Origin of the sequence: Streptomyces silaceus (assembly GCF_001419745.1) — a bacterium.
Classification (GTDB): Bacteria; Actinomycetota; Actinomycetes; order Streptomycetales; family Streptomycetaceae; genus Streptomyces; species Streptomyces silaceus.
This window is the reverse complement of the sequence record NZ_LIRJ01000238.1, coordinates 1-18,273: the sequence shown is the minus strand read 5'-3', so window position 1 is coordinate 18,273 and position 18,273 is coordinate 1. Positions and strand designations below refer to the sequence as shown.

Here is an 18,273-nt window from a genome sequence, read left to right as displayed (position 1 = left end):
GGGGGCGGCCCGTACCGGACGGGGCCGCGGCCCTCCGTCTCCGTCCGCCGCATCCGTACCTCCGTGCACTCACGTGACTGTGTCCTGCCCCGTCGCACGCGTGCGAACCCAGGACATTCCGGGACAGGGCCGTACGTGCCCATCACAGCGCGCCCCCACCCCTCCCGCCCGCTCTGGCCCCCGCCCGGGTGAGCGTCCCGCGCCGTCCGCGCGGTGCGCGGCCCGGCGGACGACGAAGGCCCGGACCGGTCGGTGCCGACCGGTCCGGGCCCCTGCTCCCGCCCTCAGCGGGCCAGGGAGACGAGTTCGCGCTCCAGGCCGCGGCCCTTCGTCTCGACCAGCGCCGCCGCGACGTCCGCGAGCTTGCGGTTGGTGGTCTGGGAGATCCGCCGCAGCACCGCGAACGCGGCGTCCGCGTCGCACGCCAGGACGTGCATGACGATGCCGCACGCCTGGTCCACGACGGGCCGCGTGCGCAGGGCGGCGCCCAGCTGGTCCAGTTCGGCCAGGGCGGCGCGGTAGTGCCGGTCGCGCACGAAGCTGGCGGTGGCGAGGTCGCCGAGCGCCTGGGCGGGCCCGTGTTCCGCCTCCTCCAGCGTTCCGGGGCGGAAGCTGAACAGGCTGAGGGTGACGGTGAGCCCGCCGCGCTGGAAGGGCAGCGTGACGCTGGAGCGCACGCCCGAGTCGAGGGCCATCGCGCGGTACTCGGGCCAGCGCTCGTCGCGCAGCAGGTCGCCCGAGTCGACCGGCTCGCCCTGTTCCTCGGCGGCGGGGATGGGGCCGTCGCCCGAGCGCAGCTGGACCGAGACGAGTCCGGCCAGGTCGGGGTGGGTGACCGCAGTGGGGTGTTCGTCGCCTCCGTCCGAGACGGTGGTGCTCGCGCCGCAGCACGCGGGCGTGCACCGGGCCGCCCGTTCGGCGAGTTCGGAGAGCCTGCGTCCGGGGAGTGATGACTCCGGCCGGAGCAGGTCGGGATCCGGCAAAGGCGCCATGACATGACTCCTCTCTCTCATCGGCTTCCCTGCGAGCCCTTCGGAAAACGGCCGCAGCCGTTAGGTTCGACACATGTCTCAAATGGAGGAGTTCGGTGAAGAGCTGGCGGATTTCCTGCGCCGGGTCGCCGAGTTGAAGTCGGCACGTTCCGTACCTGCCGACGAACTGCTGACCGTGCTCGACGCGGCCATCTTCGAACTCGACCATGTGGCCCACCAGTTGTGGCCGACGTACGAGCGCCTGACCACGGACGCGCAGCCGCCGGGCGCCACGGACCGGGACGAGCAGCGGCTGCTGCGCGCCCTGTTCCAGCGGATGCCGCTGCCGGTCGCCCTGATCGACAGGGAGACCGTGGTCCGCCGGATGAACTTCGCGGCGACGGGCCTGACCGGGGTGCGCGCCGGATACGCGACGGGCCGGCCGATGGCCGGGTTCCTGGTGCACGCCGACCGGGCCGCGTTCCGCGCGCAGGCCGCGGCGGTCGCCCGCGGCGAGGGCGACCGGAGCCTGATCGTCCACCTCCAGCACAGTCCCCGCGTGCCGGTCCGCGCCACGCTCACGGCGCTGCACACCGGCACCGAGCCGCGGCCGGCCGTCCTGGCCGTCCTGCAACCCCCCGGGCCCCGCGCCCAGGGGCCCAGCGCCCTGGGCCCGGCGCCCGACCTCGGCGAGGCGACCCGGCACGCGGCCCAGCTCGACCTCGCGGACGCCATGACGACGGCCCTGCTCACCGCACCGGCCGGGGACGGCGGAGCCGTCCTGGAACGGGCGGCGGAGGTGCTGCACGGGCGGTTCGCGGACTGGGTGATCGCCGACGAGGGGGCCGCCCGGCTGCGCCGCAGGGCCGTGCTCGGCCCCGCGGACGCGCCCGTCGCCGACCTCCTCGCGCAGGACCCCGCCGCGTGCCCCCTCGTCGTGGAGGCGGCGCGCGGCGGGGCGGCCGCGCTGCAGGTGCGCCCCGAGGACCCGGACGCCTTCGGCAGGGACGCCTCCGGCGCGCACGTCCTGGTCCGCGCCGAGGTCACCTCCCTGCTGTGCGTGCCACTGACGGCGGGGCCGCACGAGCCGGTGGACGGCGTCCTGACGCTGTTCCGCAGCGGTGCGCGGCTCGCCTTCTCGATGGCCGAGGCACGGGCGGTCGACGTGCTGTCCCGCCATGTGTCCCTGGCCATGCGCCGGTCGCTCTGACGGGGCGCGGCGGCTAGGCCGCGTCCCGCATGACCTGGTCCCGCAACCGGTCGCAGCAGCGGCTGATGAGCCGTGAGACGTGCATCTGCGAGATGCCCATGTGCTCGGCGATGCGGCTCTGTGTCATGTCGCCGAAGAACCGCATGTAGAGGATGGTCCGTTCGCGTTCGGGCAGCTGCGCGAGGCGCGGTTTGACGGCCTCGCGGTCGACGACGACGTCGAGTGCGGGGTCGGGGCCGCCCAGGGTGTCCCGCAGGGCGTATCCGTCCTCGCTGCCGGGGAGTTCGGCGTCGAGGGAGAGCGCGGTGAAGCTGTCGAGCGCCTCCAGGCCCGTCGCCGCGTCCTCCACGCTCATGTGCGCGTGCTCGGCGATCTCGGCGGTGCTGGGGGCGCGGCCGGGGCACGTCTGGGTGAGGTCCTGGCGCGCGAACCGGACGCGGTTGCGCAGGTCCTGGACGCGGCGCGGCACGTGCAGGGTCCACATGTGGTCGCGGAAGTGGCGCTTGACCTCGCCGGTGACGGTCGGGACCGCGTAGCTCTCGAAGGCGTTGCCACGCCGGGGGTCGTAGCGGTCGACGGCCTTGACCAGGCCGAGGGCCGCGACCTGACGCAGGTCGTCGAGGGACTCGCCGCGATTGCGGAACCGGCCGGCGAGGCGTTCGGCCATGGGGAGCCAGGCCCGGACGATCTCGTCGCGCAGGGCGTCCCGTTCGGGTCCGTCGGGCAGTTCGACGAGCCGGGCGAAGGCGGCTGCGGTGTCGGGAGCGTCGTCGTGCGGGTGACGCCGGCTCTTCGGAGGTGTCGCGGTGCAAGTGTGGGTACGCATGATGCGTCGCAACTCCCTTGTGTGTGCCTTGGGTTGGACGGTCAACCGTGGGAGTGCGCGCGTCCGGACACGACGGGACACACCCGGGGCCAACGGCGTGGCCGCTCCCACGGACGTGCCTCCGTTCCGAAGCACTGTTCATGCGCCTGCCCCGGTCCCGGGGGACCAAACACGGGGAGGTTTCCGCCCCGGCCTGCCGGACACCCGGGCGGGACGGCTGTGTCCCCGACCCGTCCGGAGGGTTCCGTCATGAGCGTCAAGGTCGCCGACCACATCCTGGAGAGGCTGCGTGCCTGGGGTGTCGAGCAGGTCTTCGGCTATCCCGGCGACGGCATCAACGGACTGCTCGCGGCCTGGGGCAGGGCCGAGGACCGGCCGCGTTTCGTGCAGTCGCGGCACGAGGAGATGTCCGCGTTCGAGGCCGTCGGGTACGCCAAGTTCGGCAGGCGCCTCGGGGTGTGCGTGGCGACCTCGGGCCCGGGAGCGGTCCATCTCCTCAACGGTCTCTACGACGCGAAGCTCGACCACGTGCCCGTCCTCGCCGTCGTCGGCCAGACCGACCGCAGCGCGATGGGCGGCTCGTACCAGCAGGAGGTCGACCTGCACACGCTGTTCAAGGACGTGGCGTCCGACTTCGTGGAGACGGTGACGGTGCCCGAGCAGCTGCCGAACGTCCTGGACCGGGCGATCCGCACCGCCTACGCGCGCCGCTGCCCCACCGCCGTGATCGTCCCGGGCGACGTCCAGGAACTGGAGTACTCCCCTCCCCCGCACGCGTTCAAGATGGTCCCCTCCAGCCTGGACCGCAGTGCCTGGACGGCGATGCCCTCGCCGACCGCCCTGGAGCGGGCCGCCGAGGTCCTCAACTCGGGCGACAGGGCCGCGATCCTGATCGGCCAGGGCGCGGCGGGCGCCCGCGCCGAGGTCGAGGAGATCGCCGAGCTGCTCGGCGCCGGGGTGGCGAAGGCGCTGCTCGGCAAGGACGCGCTGAGCGACGAACTGCCGTACGTCACCGGCGCGATCGGCCTGCTCGGCACGCGCCCCAGCTACGAGCTGATGCGCGACTGCGACACCCTCCTGACGATCGGCTCCAGCTTCCCGTACACGCAGTTCCTGCCCGAGTTCGGCGCGGTCCGCGCCGTGCAGATCGACATCGACCCGCACATGGTCGGGATGCGCTATCCGTACGAGGTGAACCTCGTCGGCGACGCGCGGGCGACGCTGCGCGAGCTGATCCCGCTGATCGACAAGGACCGCCGCGGGGTGAGCCGTGAGTGGCACGACGAGATCAGCGCGAACGTCGTGCGCTGGAACGGTGTGATGGACCGCAGGGCGGCGCTGTCCGCGGACCCGGTCAACCCGGAGTACGTGGCACGCGCTCTCGACGCGCTGCTGCCCGAAGACGCGATCGTCACCGCCGACTCGGGATCGGTGGCCAACTGGTTCGCGCGGCATCTGACGATGCGCGGTGACATGCGCGCCTCGCTGTCGGGGACGCTCGCCACGATGGGCTGCGGGGTGCCGTACGCGATCGGCGCGAAGTTCGCGCACCCCAACCGTCCGGTGTTCGCCCTGGTGGGCGACGGCGCGATGCAGATGAACGGCATGGCCGAGCTGATCACTGCCGCCAAGTACCGCCACCGCTGGGAGGATCCGCGGTTCGTCGTCGGCGTGTGGAACAACGGGGACCTGAACCAGGTGACGTGGGAGATGCGGGCGATGGGGGGCGCGCCGTCCTTCCTGCCCTCGCAGTCGCTCCCGGACGTGCCGTACGCGGAGTTCGCGCGCTCGATCGGGCTGACCGGCATCCGCGTGGAGCGCCCCGAGGACGTCGAGGCGGCGTGGCGGGCCGGACTCGACGCGGAGGGTCCCGTGGTCCTGGACTTCCGCACCGACCCCGCCGTACCGCCGATCCCGCCGCACGCGACCTGGGAACAGATGGAGGCGACGGCGGCCTCGGTCCTCAAGGGCGACGCGGACCGGGCGGCGGTGGTGAAGCAGGGCCTGAAGGCGAAGGTGCAGGAGTTCCTGCCGGGCACGCGGAAGGGCAAGGGCGCCTCGTGAGGGCGGTTCCCGTCAGGGCCGTCCGCAGACGCGCCGTCAGGGACCGGGCGTCCCCGAGGCGCCCCGCGACCGCGCGTTCAGCCGCCCAGGGCGTGCTGACGCAGGGCGCCGTCCACCACCTCGTCCGGCTCCTCCGCGGGCGGCAGCAGCAGTTCCTCGTACCGGCCGAGTGCCAGGATCAGGCCCAGCAGCACCACCGGGAGGAACACGGCGAGAACTGCCATGACTCCCTCCCTCCCCGAATCGTCGTGGGGGGTGTCGGGGCCGGGTCTCCCCGGCCGGGGCGGGCAAACCTGCCCGTGGAACGAGGCATACCGCTGTGACACGGGGGTACTGCGAGCGGAGTCGTCCGACGAGCACAGGCAGGACCCCACTCAGGAAACAGACGGAGCACGCAGGCAGGAAAGGCCCACAGCCATGGCTGATTTCGTAAGGGACGTCATGACCACGGGCGTCGTGGCGGTGCGCCCCGACGCCTCTCTCGTCGAAGCGGCGCAGCTGATGCGCGCGCAGGACATCGGTGACGTCCTGGTCGCCACGGACGGTCAGGTTCTCGGGGTGCTCACCGACCGGGACATCGCGCTCCGTGCCGTCGCCGACGGCGCGGATCCGCTGACGGTGAGCGCACAGGCGATCTGCACGCCCAACCCGGTGGTGGTGGGCCCCGACGACGCGGTGTCCGCCGCGGTCGGCCTGATGCGCGAGCACGCGGTGCGCCGGCTGCCCGTCGTCGAGGACGGGCAGCCGGTGGGCATGGTGAGCCTCGGCGATCTGGCGCTCTCCCGGGACCCGTCGTCGGCGCTGGCCGACATCAGCGGCGCGGAACCGGACAACTGGCCGGGCATCGCCCAGGCCTGACGGACCGTCGCGTCACCCGGCCGGACCCGGCCGGGTCCGGCTCACACCCGTCGCCCGAGGAGGCTCAGCAGCTTCGTCTGGACGTCGGCTCCGGCCGGCGGCTCCACCGCCGCGGCGAAGAGCCCGCTCTTCTCCAACTCGGCGGCGTACGGCGAGATCTCGCGCACGGAGAAGCTGACGAGGTCCTCGGGCAGCGTCTCGTCGGCGCCGATGGCCCGGGACAGGTCCCAGGCGTGCACCACGAGGTCGGTGGTCATCTGGCCGCAGTAGAAGGCGGCGGAGGTGTCGCCGAAGGAGAGGTGGGCCGTGCGGTCCAGGGCGTCCGGGGCGCGGAAGGCGGCGCGCGACGCGGCGGCCGCGGTGTCCCAGGAGGCGACCGGATCGGGGCCGAGCACGTCACCGTCGAAGGCGTCGCCGACGGACTCGACGGTGGCGCCGTCCAGCAGGGGCGGCACCCACAGCTGCTCCGTCGTGAGGTGGGCCACCAGCTCCCGCACCGTCCACTCGGTGCAGGGCGTGGGCGCGTCCCACTGGTCGGCGCGGACGGCGTGCACCCGGTCGGTGAAGAGGTCGAGCGCCTCGCCGTGCCGGTCGAGCAGCGGCGGTGTGGTCCTGCCCTTCCGGCCGCCGGCCCTGGACGTGTCCGTGGCCCTGTCCGTGGACTTGTCCGCCCCGCCCGTCATGACTCCGCGCCTCCCCGCTCCCGCGCGCCCGCACGGGTCCGGCCGCCGGCGATGGACCTGCGCGGATGGCGGCGCAGATACTCGCCCTCCAGTTGCGCCATGCGTTCGTTGTGGGCCCGCAGGGCGTCGTTCGAACCGTGCAGCAGGGTCGTGTGGCGGGTGCGGTGGATCGTCTCCAGCTCCTTGATGAGCTGCTGGTCGTCCAGCCGACCCGGATCGACTCCGGTCATGGATCGCTCCGATCGCTCGGTCGTGTCGCGCCCCGCCCCCGGGTACCCGCTCGGCCCGTCCTACCCAGCATGCACCGCCCGGGGCCCGCGTGCGCACCGCACGGCGGAAGTGGTGCACGCCGTACCGGACGGGCGGCGCGCTAGCGGGCGCGGACGACCCGCCGCTCGTCCCACACGGGCTCCGGCGTCTCACGGACCCGGCCGTCGCTGCCGAAGACCAGATAGCGGTCGAACGAGCGGGCGAACCAGCGGTCGTGGGTGACGGCGAGGACCGTGCCCTGGAAGGACTCCAGGCCTTCCTGCAGCGCCTCGGCCGACTCCAGGTCGAGGTTGTCGGTCGGCTCGTCCAGGAGCAGGGCCGTGCAGCCCTCCAGCTCCAGGAGGAGGATCTGGAAGCGGGCCTGCTGGCCGCCGGAGAGCCGCTCGAAGTTCTGCTCGGCCTGGGCCGTCAGCTCGTACCGCCGCAGGCGCGACATGGCGGCGCCGCGGTCCTGCGCGTGCTCGCGCCACAGGATGTCGAGCAGCGGGCGGCCCACCAGCTCGGGGTGGGCGTGGGTCTGCGCGAAGTGGCCCGCCACGACGCGCGCGCCGAGCTTCCAGGCGCCGGTGTGCGCCACCGGGTTGTCCGGGTCGCCCGCGAGCAGGCGCAGGAAGTGCGACTTCCCCGAGCCGTTCGAACCGAGGACCGCGACCCGCTCGCCGTAGAAGATCTCCAGGTCGAAGGGTTTCATCAGCCCCGTCAGCTCCAGGCCCTCGCAGGTCACGGCCCGCACGCCGGTGCGGCCGCCCTGCAGACGCATGGTGATGTCCTGCTCGCGCGGCGGCTCGGGCGGCGGTCCCGCCTCCTCGAACTTGCGCAGCCTGGTCTGGGCCGCCTGGTACCGGGACGCGAGCTCGTGGCTGATCTCGGCGGCCTGGCGCAGATTGCGGACCAGCTTCTTCAGCTGCTCGTGCTTCTCGTCCCAGCGCCTGCGCAGCTCCTCGAAGCGCGCGAAGCGCTCCTTGCGGGCCTCGTGGTACGTCGCGAAACCGCCGCCGTGCACCCACGCGTCGGCGCCGCCGGGGCTCTGCTCGACGCTGACGATCTTCTCGGCGGCGCGGGCGAGCAGCTCGCGGTCGTGGGAGACGAACAGGACGGTCTTGCGGGTCTCCTTGAGCCGCTCCTCCAGCCAGCGCTTGCCGGGTACGTCGAGGTAGTTGTCCGGCTCGTCCAGGAGCAGGACCTCGTCGGAGCCGCGCAGCAGGGACTCCAGGACCAGGCGCTTCTGCTCACCGCCGGAGAGTGTGCGGACCTCGCGGAACTGCGCCTTGTCGTAGGGGACGCCGAGGGCGGCCGTGGTGCAGATGTCCCACAGCGTCTCGGCCTCGTACCCCCGCACCTCCGCCCAGTCGGAGAGCGCCTGCGCGTACTGGAGCTGGGCGGCCTCGTCGTCGACCGTCATGATCGCGTGCTCGGCGGCGTCCACGGCCTTCGCGGCCTCGCGGATGCGGGGCGTGGCCACGGAGACGAGCAGGTCGCGCACCGTGCTCTCGTCGCGCACGGAGCCGACGAACTGCGGCATCACGCCGAGGCCGCCGCTGACCGTGACGGAGCCGCCGTGCGGCTGGAGCTCGCCGGAGATCAGCCGGAGCAGGGTGGTCTTGCCCGCGCCGTTCGCCCCGATCAGGGCGACGACCGCGCCCTCGCCGACCCGGAAGGAGACATCACCGAGCAGCGCCCGCCCGTCCGGCAAGTAGTACTCCAGGTGTGCGGCTTCGACGTGTCCCATGAGCGGAATTGTCCGTGGCCGCGGGGCATCCGGGCAAACCGTTTCCCGGCGGGCGCCCGTACGGCCCGCCGGCCCCGCTCACCTGCGGGTTTCTCGGGCCGGGGCCTGAACGGCGGTCCCCGGGGTACGCGAGGCGCCATGTGTGCTGACCATTCGGAGGCGTCCGACCTCGATCTGCCCCTGCCCGTCGCGGGCCACCGCCCGCTCACGTCCCGCCTGATCGGGTTCGACCGCCGCCTGTTCGACGCGGTGGCGGCGCGGCACTGGCCCGGCGCCGACCGGGTGCTGCCGCGGCTCAGCCGGAGCGCCAACCACGGGGTGCTGTGGTTCGCGGCGGCCGCGGGGATCGCCGCGACGCGCACCCCGCGGGCGCGGCGGGCCGCGGTGCGCGGGGTGACCTCGCTGGCGCTCGCCTCCGCGACGATCAACACGCTGGGCAAGCGGTCGGTGCGCCGCGCCCGGCCGGTGCTGGACACGGTGCCGCTGATCCGGCAGCTCAAGCGGCAGCCCATCACCACGTCGTTCCCGTCGGGCCACTCGGCGTCCGCCGTGGCCTTCGCCACGGGCGTGGCGCTGGAGTCGCGGGCGTGGGGCGCCGCCGTCGCGCCGCTCGCCGCCGCCGTCGCGGTGTCCCGGATCTACACCGGCGCGCACTTCCCGAGCGACGTCCTGGTGGGCGGGGCGCTCGGCGCGGGCGCGGCGTTCGCGGTGCGGGGTCTGGCGCCGACGCGGGCGCAGCTGGCGCCGCCGGGGCGGCCCCGGGTGGCGGCACCCGCGCTGCCGGGCGGCGAGGGCCTGGTCCTGGTGGCCAACGCGGGCGCGGGCACGGCGGACCGCGTCAAGGCGCTGCACACCGCGCTGCCGCGCGCGGAGATCGTGGTCGCCGAGCCGGCCGAGCTGGGCGCCGAGCTGGACAAGGCCGCGGCCCGCGCGCAGGTGCTCGGTGTGTGCGGCGGCGACGGCACGGTCAACGCGGCGGCCACGGTCGCGCTGCAGCACGGGCTGCCGCTCGCGGTGCTGCCCGGTGGCACGCTCAACCACTTCGCGTACGACCTCGGGGTCGAGGACGCCCGTGATCTGTCGCGGGCGCTGGAGGCGGGCGAGGCGGTCGCCGTCGACGTGGGCCGTTTCCGGACCGGCGGCGAGGCGGAGCCGGACGCGCCGGGGGCCGGGGTGACGGGGTACTTCCTCAACACGTTCAGTCTCGGCGTCTACCCGGAGCTGGTGCGGCTGCGCGAGCGCTGGGGGCCCCGCATCGGCGGCAAGCCCGCCGCGGTCCTCGCGGCGCTGAAGGTACTCCGCTCCGACGAGCGGCCGATGGTCGCCCGGTTCCGGGGCAGCGAGCGGGCGTTGTGGCTGCTGTTCGCGGGCAACTGCACGTACCACCGGCCGGGTCTCACGCCGGGCCGCAGGCTCGACCTGGCGGACGGGCTGCTCGACGTGCGCATCGTGCACGGCGGACGCCGGCCGGGCGCGCGGCTGCTCGCCGCCGCGCTGGCGGGTCCCGAGACGCGCTCCCCCGCACAGGCCGCGGTGCGGCTGCCCCGGCTGCGGGTGGACGGTCTCGGTCCGGGCACGGCGGTGGCGTACGACGGCGAAGTGACGCCGGTCCAGGGCTCCTTGCACCTGGACAAGCTGCCGGAGGCGCTGACCGTCTACCGGCCGCTGTCGGCCCTGCGCTGACCGCGCGGCGGACGACCGTGCCACCGGGCCGCCGGGCTGTCCACGGGCCCGCTGCCCACGACCGGGGCCCGCTGCCCACGACCGGACTGCCCACATAGTGATACGCGGGTCTCACATTTCGGCATGGCGGCGTACGGTGCCTGCTACACGCACACGAAGGAGCAGCCGCCATGCCGAAGGAGACCGCCGTCTACACGCACGGCCATCACGAGTCCGTGCTGCGTTCCCACACCTGGCGCACCGCCGCCAACTCGGCCGCGTACCTGATCGGTTCGCTGAAGCCGCACATGAAGGTCCTCGACATCGGCTGCGGCCCCGGCACCATCACCGCCGACCTGGCGGAGCTGGTCCCGGAGGGCCATGTCACGGGCGTGGACCAGGCACCGGGCATCCTGGACACGGCACGCGCCACGGCCGCCGAACGGGGCCTGGAGAACGTCGAGTTCGCCGTCGCGGACGTGCACGACCTCGACTACCCCGACGACTCGTTCTGCGTGGTCCACGCGCACCAGGTGCTCCAGCACGTGGGGGACCCGGTACGGGCGCTGAGCGAGATGCGGCGGGTCTGCAAACCGGGCGGGATCGTGGCGGTGCGCGACGCGGACTACGCGGCGATGACGTGGTACCCGGAGGCGCCCGCCCTGGACCACTGGCTGGACCTGTACCGGCGGGTGGCCCGCGCGAACGGCGGTGAGCCCGACGCCGGGCGCCGTCTCAAGTCCTGGGCCCTGGCGGCCGGGTTCACGGACATCACCACGACCGCGGCCACCTGGTGCTACGGCTCCGAGGACGAGCGTGCCTGGTGGAGCGGACTGTGGGCGGACCGCACGCTGGCCTCCGCGTACGCCGAGCGCGCGGTGGGCGGCGGGCACGCGACCGAGGAGGAACTGCGGGCCGCCTCGACGGCATGGCGGGAGTGGGGCGCCGCCGAGGACGCCTGGTTCGCGGTGCTGCACGGCGAGGTCCTCTGCCGGAAATAGCCCGGAAACAGCGGTGCCGCCCCGCCAGGGACCACCGCGTCGGAAACAGTGTCCCGACTCACTCAAATCTCGGCTTCAAAAGGCCAGTTGGGGACACTCGGACGGCAGGAGGTACACACCATGGTTCCTATTCTGCTGGTCCTTCTTCTGGCGCTGCTCCTCTTCGGGGCGGGGTTCGCCGTGAAGGTTCTCTGGTGGGTCGCCATCGCCGTGCTCGTCATCTGGCTGGTCGGCTTCATGATGCGCAGCACGACCGCCACGGGCACCAGGTCCCGCTGGTACAGGTGGTAGCGAACGCAGACGATCGCCCCCGCAGTCACTCCCCGGGCAGCTCATTCCCGGGGAAGCAGGGGACCCAGCGGCCCGAGGTCCAGATTCAGGTCCTCGGGCCGCAGTCCGTACCGCTCCCGGAGCTCGGCCATCCGGTCCTCCAGGAGCATCAGCGTGAGGCCGATCCGTTCCTCCTGGTCCTCCGACAGCTCACCGGTGTCGAAGCGGCGCACGGCCTGGCGCTCCATCAGCTGCCGCAGCAGCTCGACGACCGTCAGGACCAGTTTCACCAGGTCCCGCTCGACGGTGTCGGGGTCGAGATCCATGCGGTTGCGGCGTTCTCGGTCCACGGTTCGCTCACTCCCGTCCCCGCGGTCACTCCCGTTCCCGCGGTGCTGACGCCTCCGGCCAGGGCGAGGGCACTTGTTCGTTCACGGAGCTGATCAGGGCGTTGAGGTCGATGCGTACGAGGTCGACGTCCGCGATCCGCAGGGTGATGTCGCCCGTGATGACGACACCGCCCGCGAGCAGCCGGTCGAGCAGATCGACCAGGGCGATCTCACGGCGCTCCACGACGGTCATGCGGCGCCGTCCGTCTCCTCGCCGCCCGTCCGCTCGCCCGCGCCCGCCTCTTCACCGGTGAAGGAGTACGCCGCCCAGGGGCCCGTCAGCTCCACCCGCAGGCCCACCGCGTCCCGTTCCTCGTCCTTGGTGCGGTCCACGGCCTCGACGAACTCCTCGGAGTGCGAACGGGCCACCAGATACGCGGCGTTGAGGATGTTGCGGCCCGGCTCGCGGGACAGCGCCGCGTTCTGCGGGGCGTGCAGCCGGGCGTCGACGGCTCGCGCCGCCAGCGTCTGGTGCAGCCGCCGCGCGAAGGCCTCGGCCCGCTCCCACGCCCCCTCGTCCGCCGTGCGCTGCCGGCGCCGCTGCCGCAGGTAGTCGCGCCCGGAGCGCGGCGCGCCCCGCGGCTCGGCCTGCTCCGCGCGGCGCTCCATGTGGACCTTCACGCCCCACTCCACGCACCCGTCGATGCGGTCCAGGACGCGCCGGAACCGCTCCGCGCCGTCCTCCAGCATGACGCGTACGCCGCTGTCGTCCCGGAAGACGGTCGCGAGCCGCAGCGGCAGCGGGCAGGTGACGGTGGTGAGCGCGGCGACGACCCGCTGATGGGCGCGGGCCGTGTCGGCGAGCCAGTCCAGGTCCTCCAGGTGCGCGCGCAGGGGTTCCTCCGCGAAGTCGCCCTCGGGCACCGGGCCGACCACGGCGACCAGGCCCTCGTGCGCGAGCTGACGCGGCGGCTCGCCGCCGACCCCGGTCAGGTCGGCGGCGAGCGGCGCGGCGAGCGGGCGGCAGACCGCGTAGACGTAGCGCAGGTCACCGTGTGCGACGCTCACGTTTCTCCTCCTTCTTCTCCTCCTTGGCGGGTGCCAGGTCGGCCTTCGCCGGTTGTCGGTCGCTTTCCGCCGGTTCCAGGACGCGCAACTCCTCCAGCTCCGCGACGCGTCGGCGCAACTCGGCGTTCTCGCGCTTCAGTTCGGCCTTGCCCGCGCCCGAGGACAGCGCCGGGTCGTCCTCCCACCAGTCGATGCCCATCTCCTTGGCCTTGTCGACCGAGGCGACGATCAGGCGGAGCTTGATGGTGAGCAGCTCGATGTCGAGCAGGTTGATCTTGATGTCACCGGCGATGACGACGCCCTTGTCCAGGACGCGTTCGAGGATGTCGGCGAGGTTGGCCCCGCCGCCGTCACGGCCGTAGGGGTCGGGCAGTCGGCCGGCGGCCGCCGTCATCGGCGGCCCCGCCCCGCGCCGGCCCCGGAGTGCTCACGGCGCTCGTCCCCCTCCGCGTCGCGCTCCCCGGACTCGATCTCCTCGCCGTCGGACTCCTCGTAGGCCGTGTCCGGTTCGTCGTACTCGGCCTCGGCGTCGTACTCGGCGCCCTCCTCGTCCTCGTACGCGTACTCCGGCTCGTCCTCGTCGTCGTACGCGAACTCGGGCTCGCCCTCTTCGTCGTACTCGGCCGCGGGGTCGTCGCCCTCGGGCCCGCCCTGCCCGTCGTGCTCCTCTTCCTCCTCCGCCACCGCCTCCTCGTGGGTGCGGACGACCTCGCCGTCGCGGATCTCGCCGCGCCAGCCGTCGCTCGCCTCGCCGCGCAGCGAGATGTGCCGGGCGAAGTGCTTGAGGTCCAGGCGTGCCCTGCGGCCCTGGGCGCGCCAGATGTTGCCGGTCTTCTCGAAGAGGCCCTTCGGGTAGTACTCGATGATCAGCAGCACCCGGGTGAGGTTCTCGGCGAGCGGGTGGAAGGTGACGACGCCCTTCGTCGTGCCCTTGCCGCCCTCGGACGTCCAGGTGATCCGCTGGTCGGGCACCTGCTCCGTGGTGTGCGCCTTCCAACTGCGGTTGGACCAGAAGACCTTGAGCTTCCAGTCGGAGTCGGTGTCGCTCGCCACGGTGGCACCCTTGACGCCCCTGGCGAAGGTCGAGAACTCCTGGTACTGCGTCCACTGGTCGTACGCGTCACGGATCGGGACGCCCACGTCGACGTACTCCAGGATGACCGTGGGCTTCTGGCCCGCGCCGCCCTTCTTGCGCTTGCCGCCGATGCCCTTGAAGGCGTCCTTGACCTTGTCCTTGAGGTGGCTGCCGCCCAGTTCCAGGGCGCTGCGCACCGGCCCCTTGCCCTCCGCGACCTTCCGCCCGGCGTTCAGGGCCAGCTTGCCGAAGCCGGGGCTCTTGCCGTCGGCGATGTCGTTGAGCTTGACGGTGGCGTCGCCCAGCCGGTGGCCCACGCCGACGAGCGCGCGCTCGGCCTGGGCCATGAGGTAGGCCTGCGCCTCCTCCTTCAGACGGCCGGCGGCGGGGCTGCGCGTGATGTTGCCCAGGGGTGACTCAGCCATGGTCGCGGTCTCCCTTCGGCCGGTCCGCGCGGGCGGTGGAGCTCGCCCTGCGGGCGGTGCCGCGGGCCGCCGCCGCGGTCTTCTGCTGGGCCGTCCTCTTCTGGGCGGTCTTCTTCGCCGGGGCCTTCCTGGCGGGCGGCTCGGCGGCGGAGCGCGCGGACGGCTTCGTGGACCTGGCGGCCGGTGCGGCGGCGGACTTCGGCGCGGCCGTCTTCTCCGCCGCGGCCTTCTTGCCCTGCCGCCGCGGCGCCTCGTCGCGCCCGGACGATTCGATGTCGCGCCCGGACGGCCCCGAGCCGTCGACCTCAGCGTCGGTCTCCGCGTCCGCGTCGGCGAACTCCTCGTCCTCCTGTCCGGCATCGCCGGGCAGCACGCCGGAGAGCCGGTCCTGGACGCCGAGCGTGCGCTCGTGCAGGCGGTCGGCGAGGCCCTCCATCTGCCGGTTCACCAGGGAGCCCGTCGCCGCCTTGCCCACACCGCGCAGGTCCTCGCGCAGCTGGTCGCCGATCTCCTTGAACTGCGGGTTGTTCTCCAGCTGCTGGGTCACGGCCGAGACCAGCGCCCGAGGACTCAGCTGCAGCCGTTTGCCGGCCACCATCGTGCCCACGGCGAACGCGAACTTTGCCTTCTTCGTGCGTCCGAGGACGTACCCCGCACCCACGGCGAGTCCCACTGCCAGTCGGTTCATGTGTCAGAAATCCTGTTCTGTCCTGTGGTGCAGCCGGTCGAGGAGCTCGTCCTCGCGGCGTTCGAATGCGGCCTCGTCGATCTCGCCCGCCTCCAGGCGCTCTTCCAGGAGGGAGAGTTCACGGCGGATGGCCGAGGGGTCGTAGTACTGCCGTTCCGCCTCGGCGACCACTTGGCGCAGCACCCAGAGGGAGCCGCGGGCCGGGGCGAGGGGCAGCAGGAGCAGTTCGCCGATCAGACCCACGCGATCACCCCGCGGGCTGGGCGGGTCCCGGATCGACGAAGCTGTACGGGGGCAGCGGACCGTGCAGCCGCAGCTCCAAGTGGGGCTGGGTGGTCCGGAGTTCGTCGACCGCGGCGAGGAACCCGTCGGCCGACTCGCGGTTCACCAGGAACGAGATGTTGGCCAGCCATCCGGTGCCCTCGGGGCCGACGCCGACCGCTTCGGCCGCCGGCTCCAGGGCGCGCCGCACCTCGACGGCGTCGCTCGCCTCGCGGGCCCGCACGGTGGAGGTGACCATCTCGCCGAGTTTGAGCTTCTGCTCGTAACTGCCGCCGCCCTGGGCCTGGTTGGCCTCGACCATGGCGCGCAGGTCCGGGTTCTCGGCCAGGACCTGGTGAAGCACGGCCTGTTCGTTGTGGGTCGCCTTCACGTTGTACTCGACCTTGCCGCCGAGGCTGCGCAGGCGTTCCTCGTAGTGGTCGGCCCGCTCCCCGAGGACCGTCACGACCGCCTCGTCGTCCGGCGCGACACTGCCGAAGCGCATCGGGAGCACGGAGCCGGCCGCGCCCGCCTCGGAGAGGACGTTCTGGTGGGCGAGCAGGTCGCGCCGCTTGGGCCTGAGGTCCTCGGGGGAATCGCTGACGATCGCCGCGAGCTCGCCGTGCTTCAGGACCCGCACCACGCACGGCGGTTCGCCGATGCCCTCCATGCCGTCGGGCAGCGCCGGATGCGCGCTGCTCGCGATGCCGTAGATGTACGTGCTCACTGTTCCCTCTCCTCCTTCCTGCGGGAGGCGGTGGAGCGGCGGGCCCGCGGCCGTTCCTCGGTCTGCCCCTCCTCGCGTGCCTGCTTGAAGGCGTCCGAGATGGTCTCGGCGGCCCCCGAGAGCGCGCCCTTGGACTTGCCGCGCGCGCCGGACTCGGTGATCTCGCCGACCAGGTCGGGCAGTCCGGGGCTCTTGTGCGGGCCCGACTCCAGGTCGAGGCGGTTGCACGCCTCGGCGAACCGCAGATACGTGTCGACGCTCGCGACGACGACACGGACGTCGACCTTCAGGATCTCGATGCCGACGAGGGAGACCCGTACGAAGGCGTCGATGACCAGGCCTCGGTCGAGGATGAGTTCCACGACGTCGTAGAGGCCGCTGGAGCCGCCTCCGCCGCCGGACTGCTGTGCCGGGACAACGGTCATGCCGATCCGTCCTCCTTGTCTGTGATGGTTCGGGTACGTGTGCGCGGGGCGGGGCGGCCTACGGGCCGCCAGGACCGCGCGCGTCCGAGCGCCCGCGTTCGTACCGGCGGATGCGCCGGTATCCGGTGAGCTCGCCCTGCGGGTCGAGCCGCACCTCATAGCTCGCGAGCAGGCTCATCGTGTCGGGGACCCGTGCCAGTTCGAGCACCTCGATCTCCAACAGCCAGCCTTCCTCGGTGCGTTCGAAGGACGACACCGACTCGGACGTCATGCCGGTGAGTTCCGAGAGCTGGACACGGGCCTCACGGAGCACCGCCAGGGGGCCCGGCAGTGCGTTGTCCGTGTCCGTGTCCGGGGTCTTGCGTGACGTGTTCACCTTGGCCACCTCCGGGCCCGAGTGACCCTTTGGCCCTTGGCCAAACCTCGTCGGTCGAGTGAGCATCAGACGCGCAGCGCCCGCAGCTTGCGGCGGGCCGGGCCGAGCGCGCGGCCGTGGCGCAGGACGCCGGCCCAGGGGTCGGTGCGGGCCTGCTCGACGGCGTCGTCGACGGTCCAGCGGCGGGCGTGCACCGCGGGGTCGTCGAGCTGTTCCCAGGCGAGCGGCACGGCCACCGGGGCGCCCGGCGCGGGGCGTACCGAGTAGGGGGCGACGGCCGTCTGCGCGTACGCGTTGCGCTGCACGTCGAGGTAGAGCCGGTCGCCGCGCGCCTCCTTGCGGACGGCCGTGGTGAGCTGTTCGGGGTGGGCGGCCGCGAGCGTGTCGGCGACGTCCTTGGCGAAGGCGCGGACGTCGTCGACGTCGTGCCGGCCGTTGAGGGGCACGACGACGTGCAGGCCGCGCGAGCCCGTGGTCATCAGGGCGGACGGCAGGCCGACGTGGTCGAGCAGCTCGCCGAGCAGCCGGGCCGCGTCGCGCGCGGCGGCGAACGCGTCCCCGGGCGCGGGGTCGAGGTCGAAGACCAGCCGGTCGGGGTGGTCGAGCCGTCCGGTGCGCGAGAGCCAGCGGTGCAGCGTGAGGCAGGCCTGGTCGGCGAGGAAGAGCAGGGTCGCGGTGTCGTCGCACACGGTGTGCGTGACGGTGCCGCCCTGCTTGGCGACCTCGGCCCGGGTGATCCACTCCGGGTAGTGGTCGGGGGTGTCCTTCTGCATGAACCGGGGGCCGCCGACACCGTCGGGGTGGCGCTCCAGCATCAGGGGGCGGCCGCGCAGGTGGGGCAGCATGAAGGGGGCGACAGCCCGGTAGTAGTCGAACAGGTCCGCTTTCGTACGGGCCTTCTCCGTCCGGGCCTTCTCCGTACGGCCCTTTTCCGTACCGTCCTTGCCGCCGTCGTGACCGTTCTCCCGGCTGTTCTCGCGGCCGTTCCCGCGCGCCGGGAAGAGGATCTTCTCCGGCCGGTGCAGCCGTACGGTGCGACGGCCTGCCCGTACCGTCCGCGCGTCGTCCATGGGGCCTCCTTCCGCTGGGTCCGCCGGTTCGGACGGGCGCGGCGGGTACCCCCGAACGGGTCGGGCAGTCGCCCTGGGTCCCCGGGCACGGTGGGGTTTTCCCTGGTGGGGAGGGTGGCTGGCCCCACCTCGAAGTCGGGGGACGCCGGGCGTGCCCGGCGCCGTCCGCGCCGGAAGGATCAGAGGTACCGGCCAGCCGTCCCTCGCCAGGGACCCGCCCAGGAGGACCGCCATGACGCACCGCACGGACCTGCACAGCACCGACCCGCACCGCGCCCCTCGCCC

At 73.1% G+C, this 18,273-nt stretch carries 23 protein-coding genes; 6 read left to right on the top strand and 17 right to left on the bottom strand.

What is annotated here, in order from left to right:
* Positions 1 to 284: 284 nt before the first annotated feature.
* On the bottom strand, positions 285 to 992 hold the full coding sequence (locus tag AOK22_RS22550) for an ANTAR domain-containing response regulator (RefSeq protein WP_107102005.1): 708 nt from the start codon (positions 990 to 992) through the stop codon (positions 285 to 287).
* 73 nt (positions 993 to 1,065) lie between these two features.
* On the opposite strand from AOK22_RS22550, the gene AOK22_RS22545 reads away from it, so the two are divergent.
* A complete protein-coding gene (locus AOK22_RS22545) occupies positions 1,066 to 2,181 on the top strand; it encodes a PAS domain-containing protein (RefSeq protein WP_055700525.1) in 1,116 nt (371 codons plus the stop codon).
* 13 nt (positions 2,182 to 2,194) lie between these two features.
* Here AOK22_RS22545 and AOK22_RS22540 read toward each other — a convergent pair whose 3' ends face one another.
* Positions 2,195 to 3,007 (bottom strand): RNA polymerase sigma factor SigF, encoded by an 813-nt coding sequence (locus AOK22_RS22540; protein ID WP_055700524.1) that lies wholly within the window; start codon positions 3,005 to 3,007, stop codon positions 2,195 to 2,197.
* 249 nt (positions 3,008 to 3,256) lie between these two features.
* On the opposite strand from AOK22_RS22540, the gene AOK22_RS22535 reads away from it, so the two are divergent.
* Positions 3,257 to 5,071 (top strand): thiamine pyrophosphate-requiring protein, encoded by a 1,815-nt coding sequence (locus AOK22_RS22535; RefSeq protein WP_055700523.1) that lies wholly within the window; start codon positions 3,257 to 3,259, stop codon positions 5,069 to 5,071.
* A gap of 77 nt (positions 5,072 to 5,148) precedes the next feature.
* Here the strand turns inward: AOK22_RS22535 and AOK22_RS41950 are convergent, their stop codons facing one another.
* The gene (locus AOK22_RS41950) at positions 5,149 to 5,295 is read right to left on the bottom strand and encodes a hypothetical protein (RefSeq protein WP_167357873.1); all 147 of its coding nucleotides are present in this window, start codon (positions 5,293 to 5,295) and stop codon (positions 5,149 to 5,151) included.
* Between the two features lie 193 nt (positions 5,296 to 5,488).
* Here AOK22_RS41950 and AOK22_RS22530 point away from each other — a divergent pair, with 193 nt between their 5' ends.
* Positions 5,489 to 5,929, top strand: coding sequence for a CBS domain-containing protein (locus AOK22_RS22530; protein WP_055700522.1), 441 nt, complete (start codon positions 5,489 to 5,491; stop codon positions 5,927 to 5,929).
* Between the two features lie 41 nt (positions 5,930 to 5,970).
* Here AOK22_RS22530 and AOK22_RS22525 read toward each other — a convergent pair whose 3' ends face one another.
* The 3 genes from AOK22_RS22525 to AOK22_RS22515 all read right to left on the bottom strand — a co-directional run bounded on the left by AOK22_RS22525 (position 5,971) and on the right by AOK22_RS22515 (position 8,611).
* Entirely contained in the window at positions 5,971 to 6,612 is a 642-nt protein-coding gene (locus AOK22_RS22525) for a TIGR03086 family metal-binding protein (protein ID WP_079036748.1), read from the bottom strand.
* Complete coding sequence (locus AOK22_RS22520; protein WP_055700521.1) at positions 6,609 to 6,842, bottom strand: DUF6158 family protein; 234 nt, start codon at positions 6,840 to 6,842, stop codon at positions 6,609 to 6,611. The genes AOK22_RS22525 and AOK22_RS22520 overlap by 4 nt, the downstream gene beginning before the upstream one ends.
* 140 nt (positions 6,843 to 6,982) lie before the next feature.
* A complete protein-coding gene (locus AOK22_RS22515) occupies positions 6,983 to 8,611 on the bottom strand; it encodes an ABC-F family ATP-binding cassette domain-containing protein (RefSeq protein WP_055700520.1) in 1,629 nt (542 codons plus the stop codon).
* A 138-nt stretch (positions 8,612 to 8,749) separates the two neighbouring features.
* On the opposite strand from AOK22_RS22515, the gene AOK22_RS22510 reads away from it, so the two are divergent.
* The 3 genes from AOK22_RS22510 (at position 8,750) to AOK22_RS22500 (ending at position 11,565) form a co-directional block, all read left to right on the top strand.
* A complete protein-coding gene (locus AOK22_RS22510) occupies positions 8,750 to 10,294 on the top strand; it encodes a bifunctional phosphatase PAP2/diacylglycerol kinase family protein (RefSeq protein WP_055700519.1) in 1,545 nt (514 codons plus the stop codon).
* 170 nt (positions 10,295 to 10,464) lie between these two features.
* Positions 10,465 to 11,274 carry a class I SAM-dependent methyltransferase gene (locus tag AOK22_RS22505; RefSeq protein WP_055700518.1) on the top strand — a complete coding sequence of 270 codons (810 nt, stop codon included), beginning with the start codon at positions 10,465 to 10,467 and terminating at the stop codon, positions 11,272 to 11,274.
* 120 nt (positions 11,275 to 11,394) lie between these two features.
* Positions 11,395 to 11,565, top strand: coding sequence for a hypothetical protein (locus AOK22_RS22500; protein ID WP_055700517.1), 171 nt, complete (start codon positions 11,395 to 11,397; stop codon positions 11,563 to 11,565).
* Between the two features lie 41 nt (positions 11,566 to 11,606).
* Here AOK22_RS22500 and AOK22_RS22495 read toward each other — a convergent pair whose 3' ends face one another.
* The 11 genes from AOK22_RS22495 to ligD form a co-directional block, all read right to left on the bottom strand.
* Positions 11,607 to 11,870 (bottom strand): gas vesicle protein K, encoded by a 264-nt coding sequence (locus AOK22_RS22495; protein WP_055700516.1) that lies wholly within the window; start codon positions 11,868 to 11,870, stop codon positions 11,607 to 11,609.
* Between the two features lie 49 nt (positions 11,871 to 11,919).
* Entirely contained in the window at positions 11,920 to 12,126 is a 207-nt protein-coding gene (locus AOK22_RS22490) for a gas vesicle protein (RefSeq protein ID WP_055700515.1), read from the bottom strand.
* Positions 12,123 to 12,941 (bottom strand): GvpL/GvpF family gas vesicle protein, encoded by an 819-nt coding sequence (locus AOK22_RS22485; RefSeq protein ID WP_244164923.1) that lies wholly within the window; start codon positions 12,939 to 12,941, stop codon positions 12,123 to 12,125. Before AOK22_RS22485 ends, AOK22_RS22490 begins: the two co-directional genes overlap by 4 nt.
* Positions 12,922 to 13,335 (bottom strand): gas vesicle protein, encoded by a 414-nt coding sequence (locus AOK22_RS22480; protein ID WP_055700514.1) that lies wholly within the window; start codon positions 13,333 to 13,335, stop codon positions 12,922 to 12,924. Before AOK22_RS22480 ends, AOK22_RS22485 begins: the two co-directional genes overlap by 20 nt.
* Positions 13,332 to 14,441, bottom strand: coding sequence for an SRPBCC family protein (locus tag AOK22_RS22475; RefSeq protein ID WP_055700513.1), 1,110 nt, complete (start codon positions 14,439 to 14,441; stop codon positions 13,332 to 13,334). The genes AOK22_RS22480 and AOK22_RS22475 overlap by 4 nt, the downstream gene beginning before the upstream one ends.
* The gene (locus AOK22_RS40965; protein ID WP_055700512.1) at positions 14,434 to 15,129 is read right to left on the bottom strand and encodes a hypothetical protein; all 696 of its coding nucleotides are present in this window, start codon (positions 15,127 to 15,129) and stop codon (positions 14,434 to 14,436) included. The genes AOK22_RS22475 and AOK22_RS40965 overlap by 8 nt, the downstream gene beginning before the upstream one ends.
* A gap of 3 nt (positions 15,130 to 15,132) precedes the next feature.
* On the bottom strand, positions 15,133 to 15,372 hold the full coding sequence (locus AOK22_RS22465; protein ID WP_055700511.1) for a gas vesicle protein GvpG: 240 nt from the start codon (positions 15,370 to 15,372) through the stop codon (positions 15,133 to 15,135).
* A gap of 4 nt (positions 15,373 to 15,376) precedes the next feature.
* Positions 15,377 to 16,117 carry a GvpL/GvpF family gas vesicle protein gene (locus AOK22_RS22460; protein ID WP_055700510.1) on the bottom strand — a complete coding sequence of 247 codons (741 nt, stop codon included), beginning with the start codon at positions 16,115 to 16,117 and terminating at the stop codon, positions 15,377 to 15,379.
* Positions 16,114 to 16,542 (bottom strand): gas vesicle structural protein GvpA, encoded by a 429-nt coding sequence (locus AOK22_RS22455; RefSeq protein WP_055700509.1) that lies wholly within the window; start codon positions 16,540 to 16,542, stop codon positions 16,114 to 16,116. Before AOK22_RS22455 ends, AOK22_RS22460 begins: the two co-directional genes overlap by 4 nt.
* A 58-nt stretch (positions 16,543 to 16,600) precedes the next feature.
* The gene (locus AOK22_RS22450) at positions 16,601 to 16,918 is read right to left on the bottom strand and encodes a gas vesicle protein GvpO (RefSeq protein WP_341845596.1); all 318 of its coding nucleotides are present in this window, start codon (positions 16,916 to 16,918) and stop codon (positions 16,601 to 16,603) included.
* Positions 16,919 to 16,983: 65 nt separating this feature from the next.
* Positions 16,984 to 17,988 (bottom strand): non-homologous end-joining DNA ligase, encoded by a 1,005-nt coding sequence (gene ligD, locus AOK22_RS22445; protein WP_055700508.1) that lies wholly within the window; start codon positions 17,986 to 17,988, stop codon positions 16,984 to 16,986.
* Positions 17,989 to 18,273: the final 285 nt, after the last annotated feature.

What these genes read in the sequence shown, in the direction of transcription:
- AOK22_RS22540 (WP_055700524.1), bottom strand. Translation starts at nt 3,007, where the DNA reads ATGCGTACCCACACTTGCACCGCGACACCTCCGAAGAGCCGGCGTCAC.
- AOK22_RS41950 (WP_167357873.1), bottom strand. Translation starts at nt 5,295, where the DNA reads ATGGCAGTTCTCGCCGTGTTCCTCCCGGTGGTGCTGCTGGGCCTGATC.
- AOK22_RS22530 (WP_055700522.1), top strand. Translation starts at nt 5,489, where the DNA reads ATGGCTGATTTCGTAAGGGACGTCATGACCACGGGCGTCGTGGCGGTG.
- AOK22_RS22455 (WP_055700509.1), bottom strand. Translation starts at nt 16,542, where the DNA reads ATGACCGTTGTCCCGGCACAGCAGTCCGGCGGCGGAGGCGGCTCCAGC.
- AOK22_RS22520 (WP_055700521.1), bottom strand. Translation starts at nt 6,842, where the DNA reads ATGACCGGAGTCGATCCGGGTCGGCTGGACGACCAGCAGCTCATCAAG.
- AOK22_RS22545 (WP_055700525.1), top strand. Translation starts at nt 1,066, where the DNA reads ATGTCTCAAATGGAGGAGTTCGGTGAAGAGCTGGCGGATTTCCTGCGC.
- AOK22_RS22490 (WP_055700515.1), bottom strand. Translation starts at nt 12,126, where the DNA reads ATGACCGTCGTGGAGCGCCGTGAGATCGCCCTGGTCGATCTGCTCGAC.
- ligD (WP_055700508.1), bottom strand. Translation starts at nt 17,988, where the DNA reads ATGGACGACGCGCGGACGGTACGGGCAGGCCGTCGCACCGTACGGCTG.
- AOK22_RS22515 (WP_055700520.1), bottom strand. Translation starts at nt 8,611, where the DNA reads ATGGGACACGTCGAAGCCGCACACCTGGAGTACTACTTGCCGGACGGG.
- AOK22_RS22475 (WP_055700513.1), bottom strand. Translation starts at nt 14,441, where the DNA reads ATGGCTGAGTCACCCCTGGGCAACATCACGCGCAGCCCCGCCGCCGGC.
- AOK22_RS22505 (WP_055700518.1), top strand. Translation starts at nt 10,465, where the DNA reads ATGCCGAAGGAGACCGCCGTCTACACGCACGGCCATCACGAGTCCGTG.
- AOK22_RS22535 (WP_055700523.1), top strand. Translation starts at nt 3,257, where the DNA reads ATGAGCGTCAAGGTCGCCGACCACATCCTGGAGAGGCTGCGTGCCTGG.
- AOK22_RS22510 (WP_055700519.1), top strand. Translation starts at nt 8,750, where the DNA reads ATGTGTGCTGACCATTCGGAGGCGTCCGACCTCGATCTGCCCCTGCCC.
- AOK22_RS40965 (WP_055700512.1), bottom strand. Translation starts at nt 15,129, where the DNA reads ATGAACCGACTGGCAGTGGGACTCGCCGTGGGTGCGGGGTACGTCCTC.
- AOK22_RS22525 (WP_079036748.1), bottom strand. Translation starts at nt 6,612, where the DNA reads ATGACGGGCGGGGCGGACAAGTCCACGGACAGGGCCACGGACACGTCC.
- AOK22_RS22495 (WP_055700516.1), bottom strand. Translation starts at nt 11,870, where the DNA reads ATGGATCTCGACCCCGACACCGTCGAGCGGGACCTGGTGAAACTGGTC.
- AOK22_RS22480 (WP_055700514.1), bottom strand. Translation starts at nt 13,335, where the DNA reads ATGACGGCGGCCGCCGGCCGACTGCCCGACCCCTACGGCCGTGACGGC.
- AOK22_RS22550 (WP_107102005.1), bottom strand. Translation starts at nt 992, where the DNA reads ATGGCGCCTTTGCCGGATCCCGACCTGCTCCGGCCGGAGTCATCACTC.
- AOK22_RS22500 (WP_055700517.1), top strand. Translation starts at nt 11,395, where the DNA reads ATGGTTCCTATTCTGCTGGTCCTTCTTCTGGCGCTGCTCCTCTTCGGG.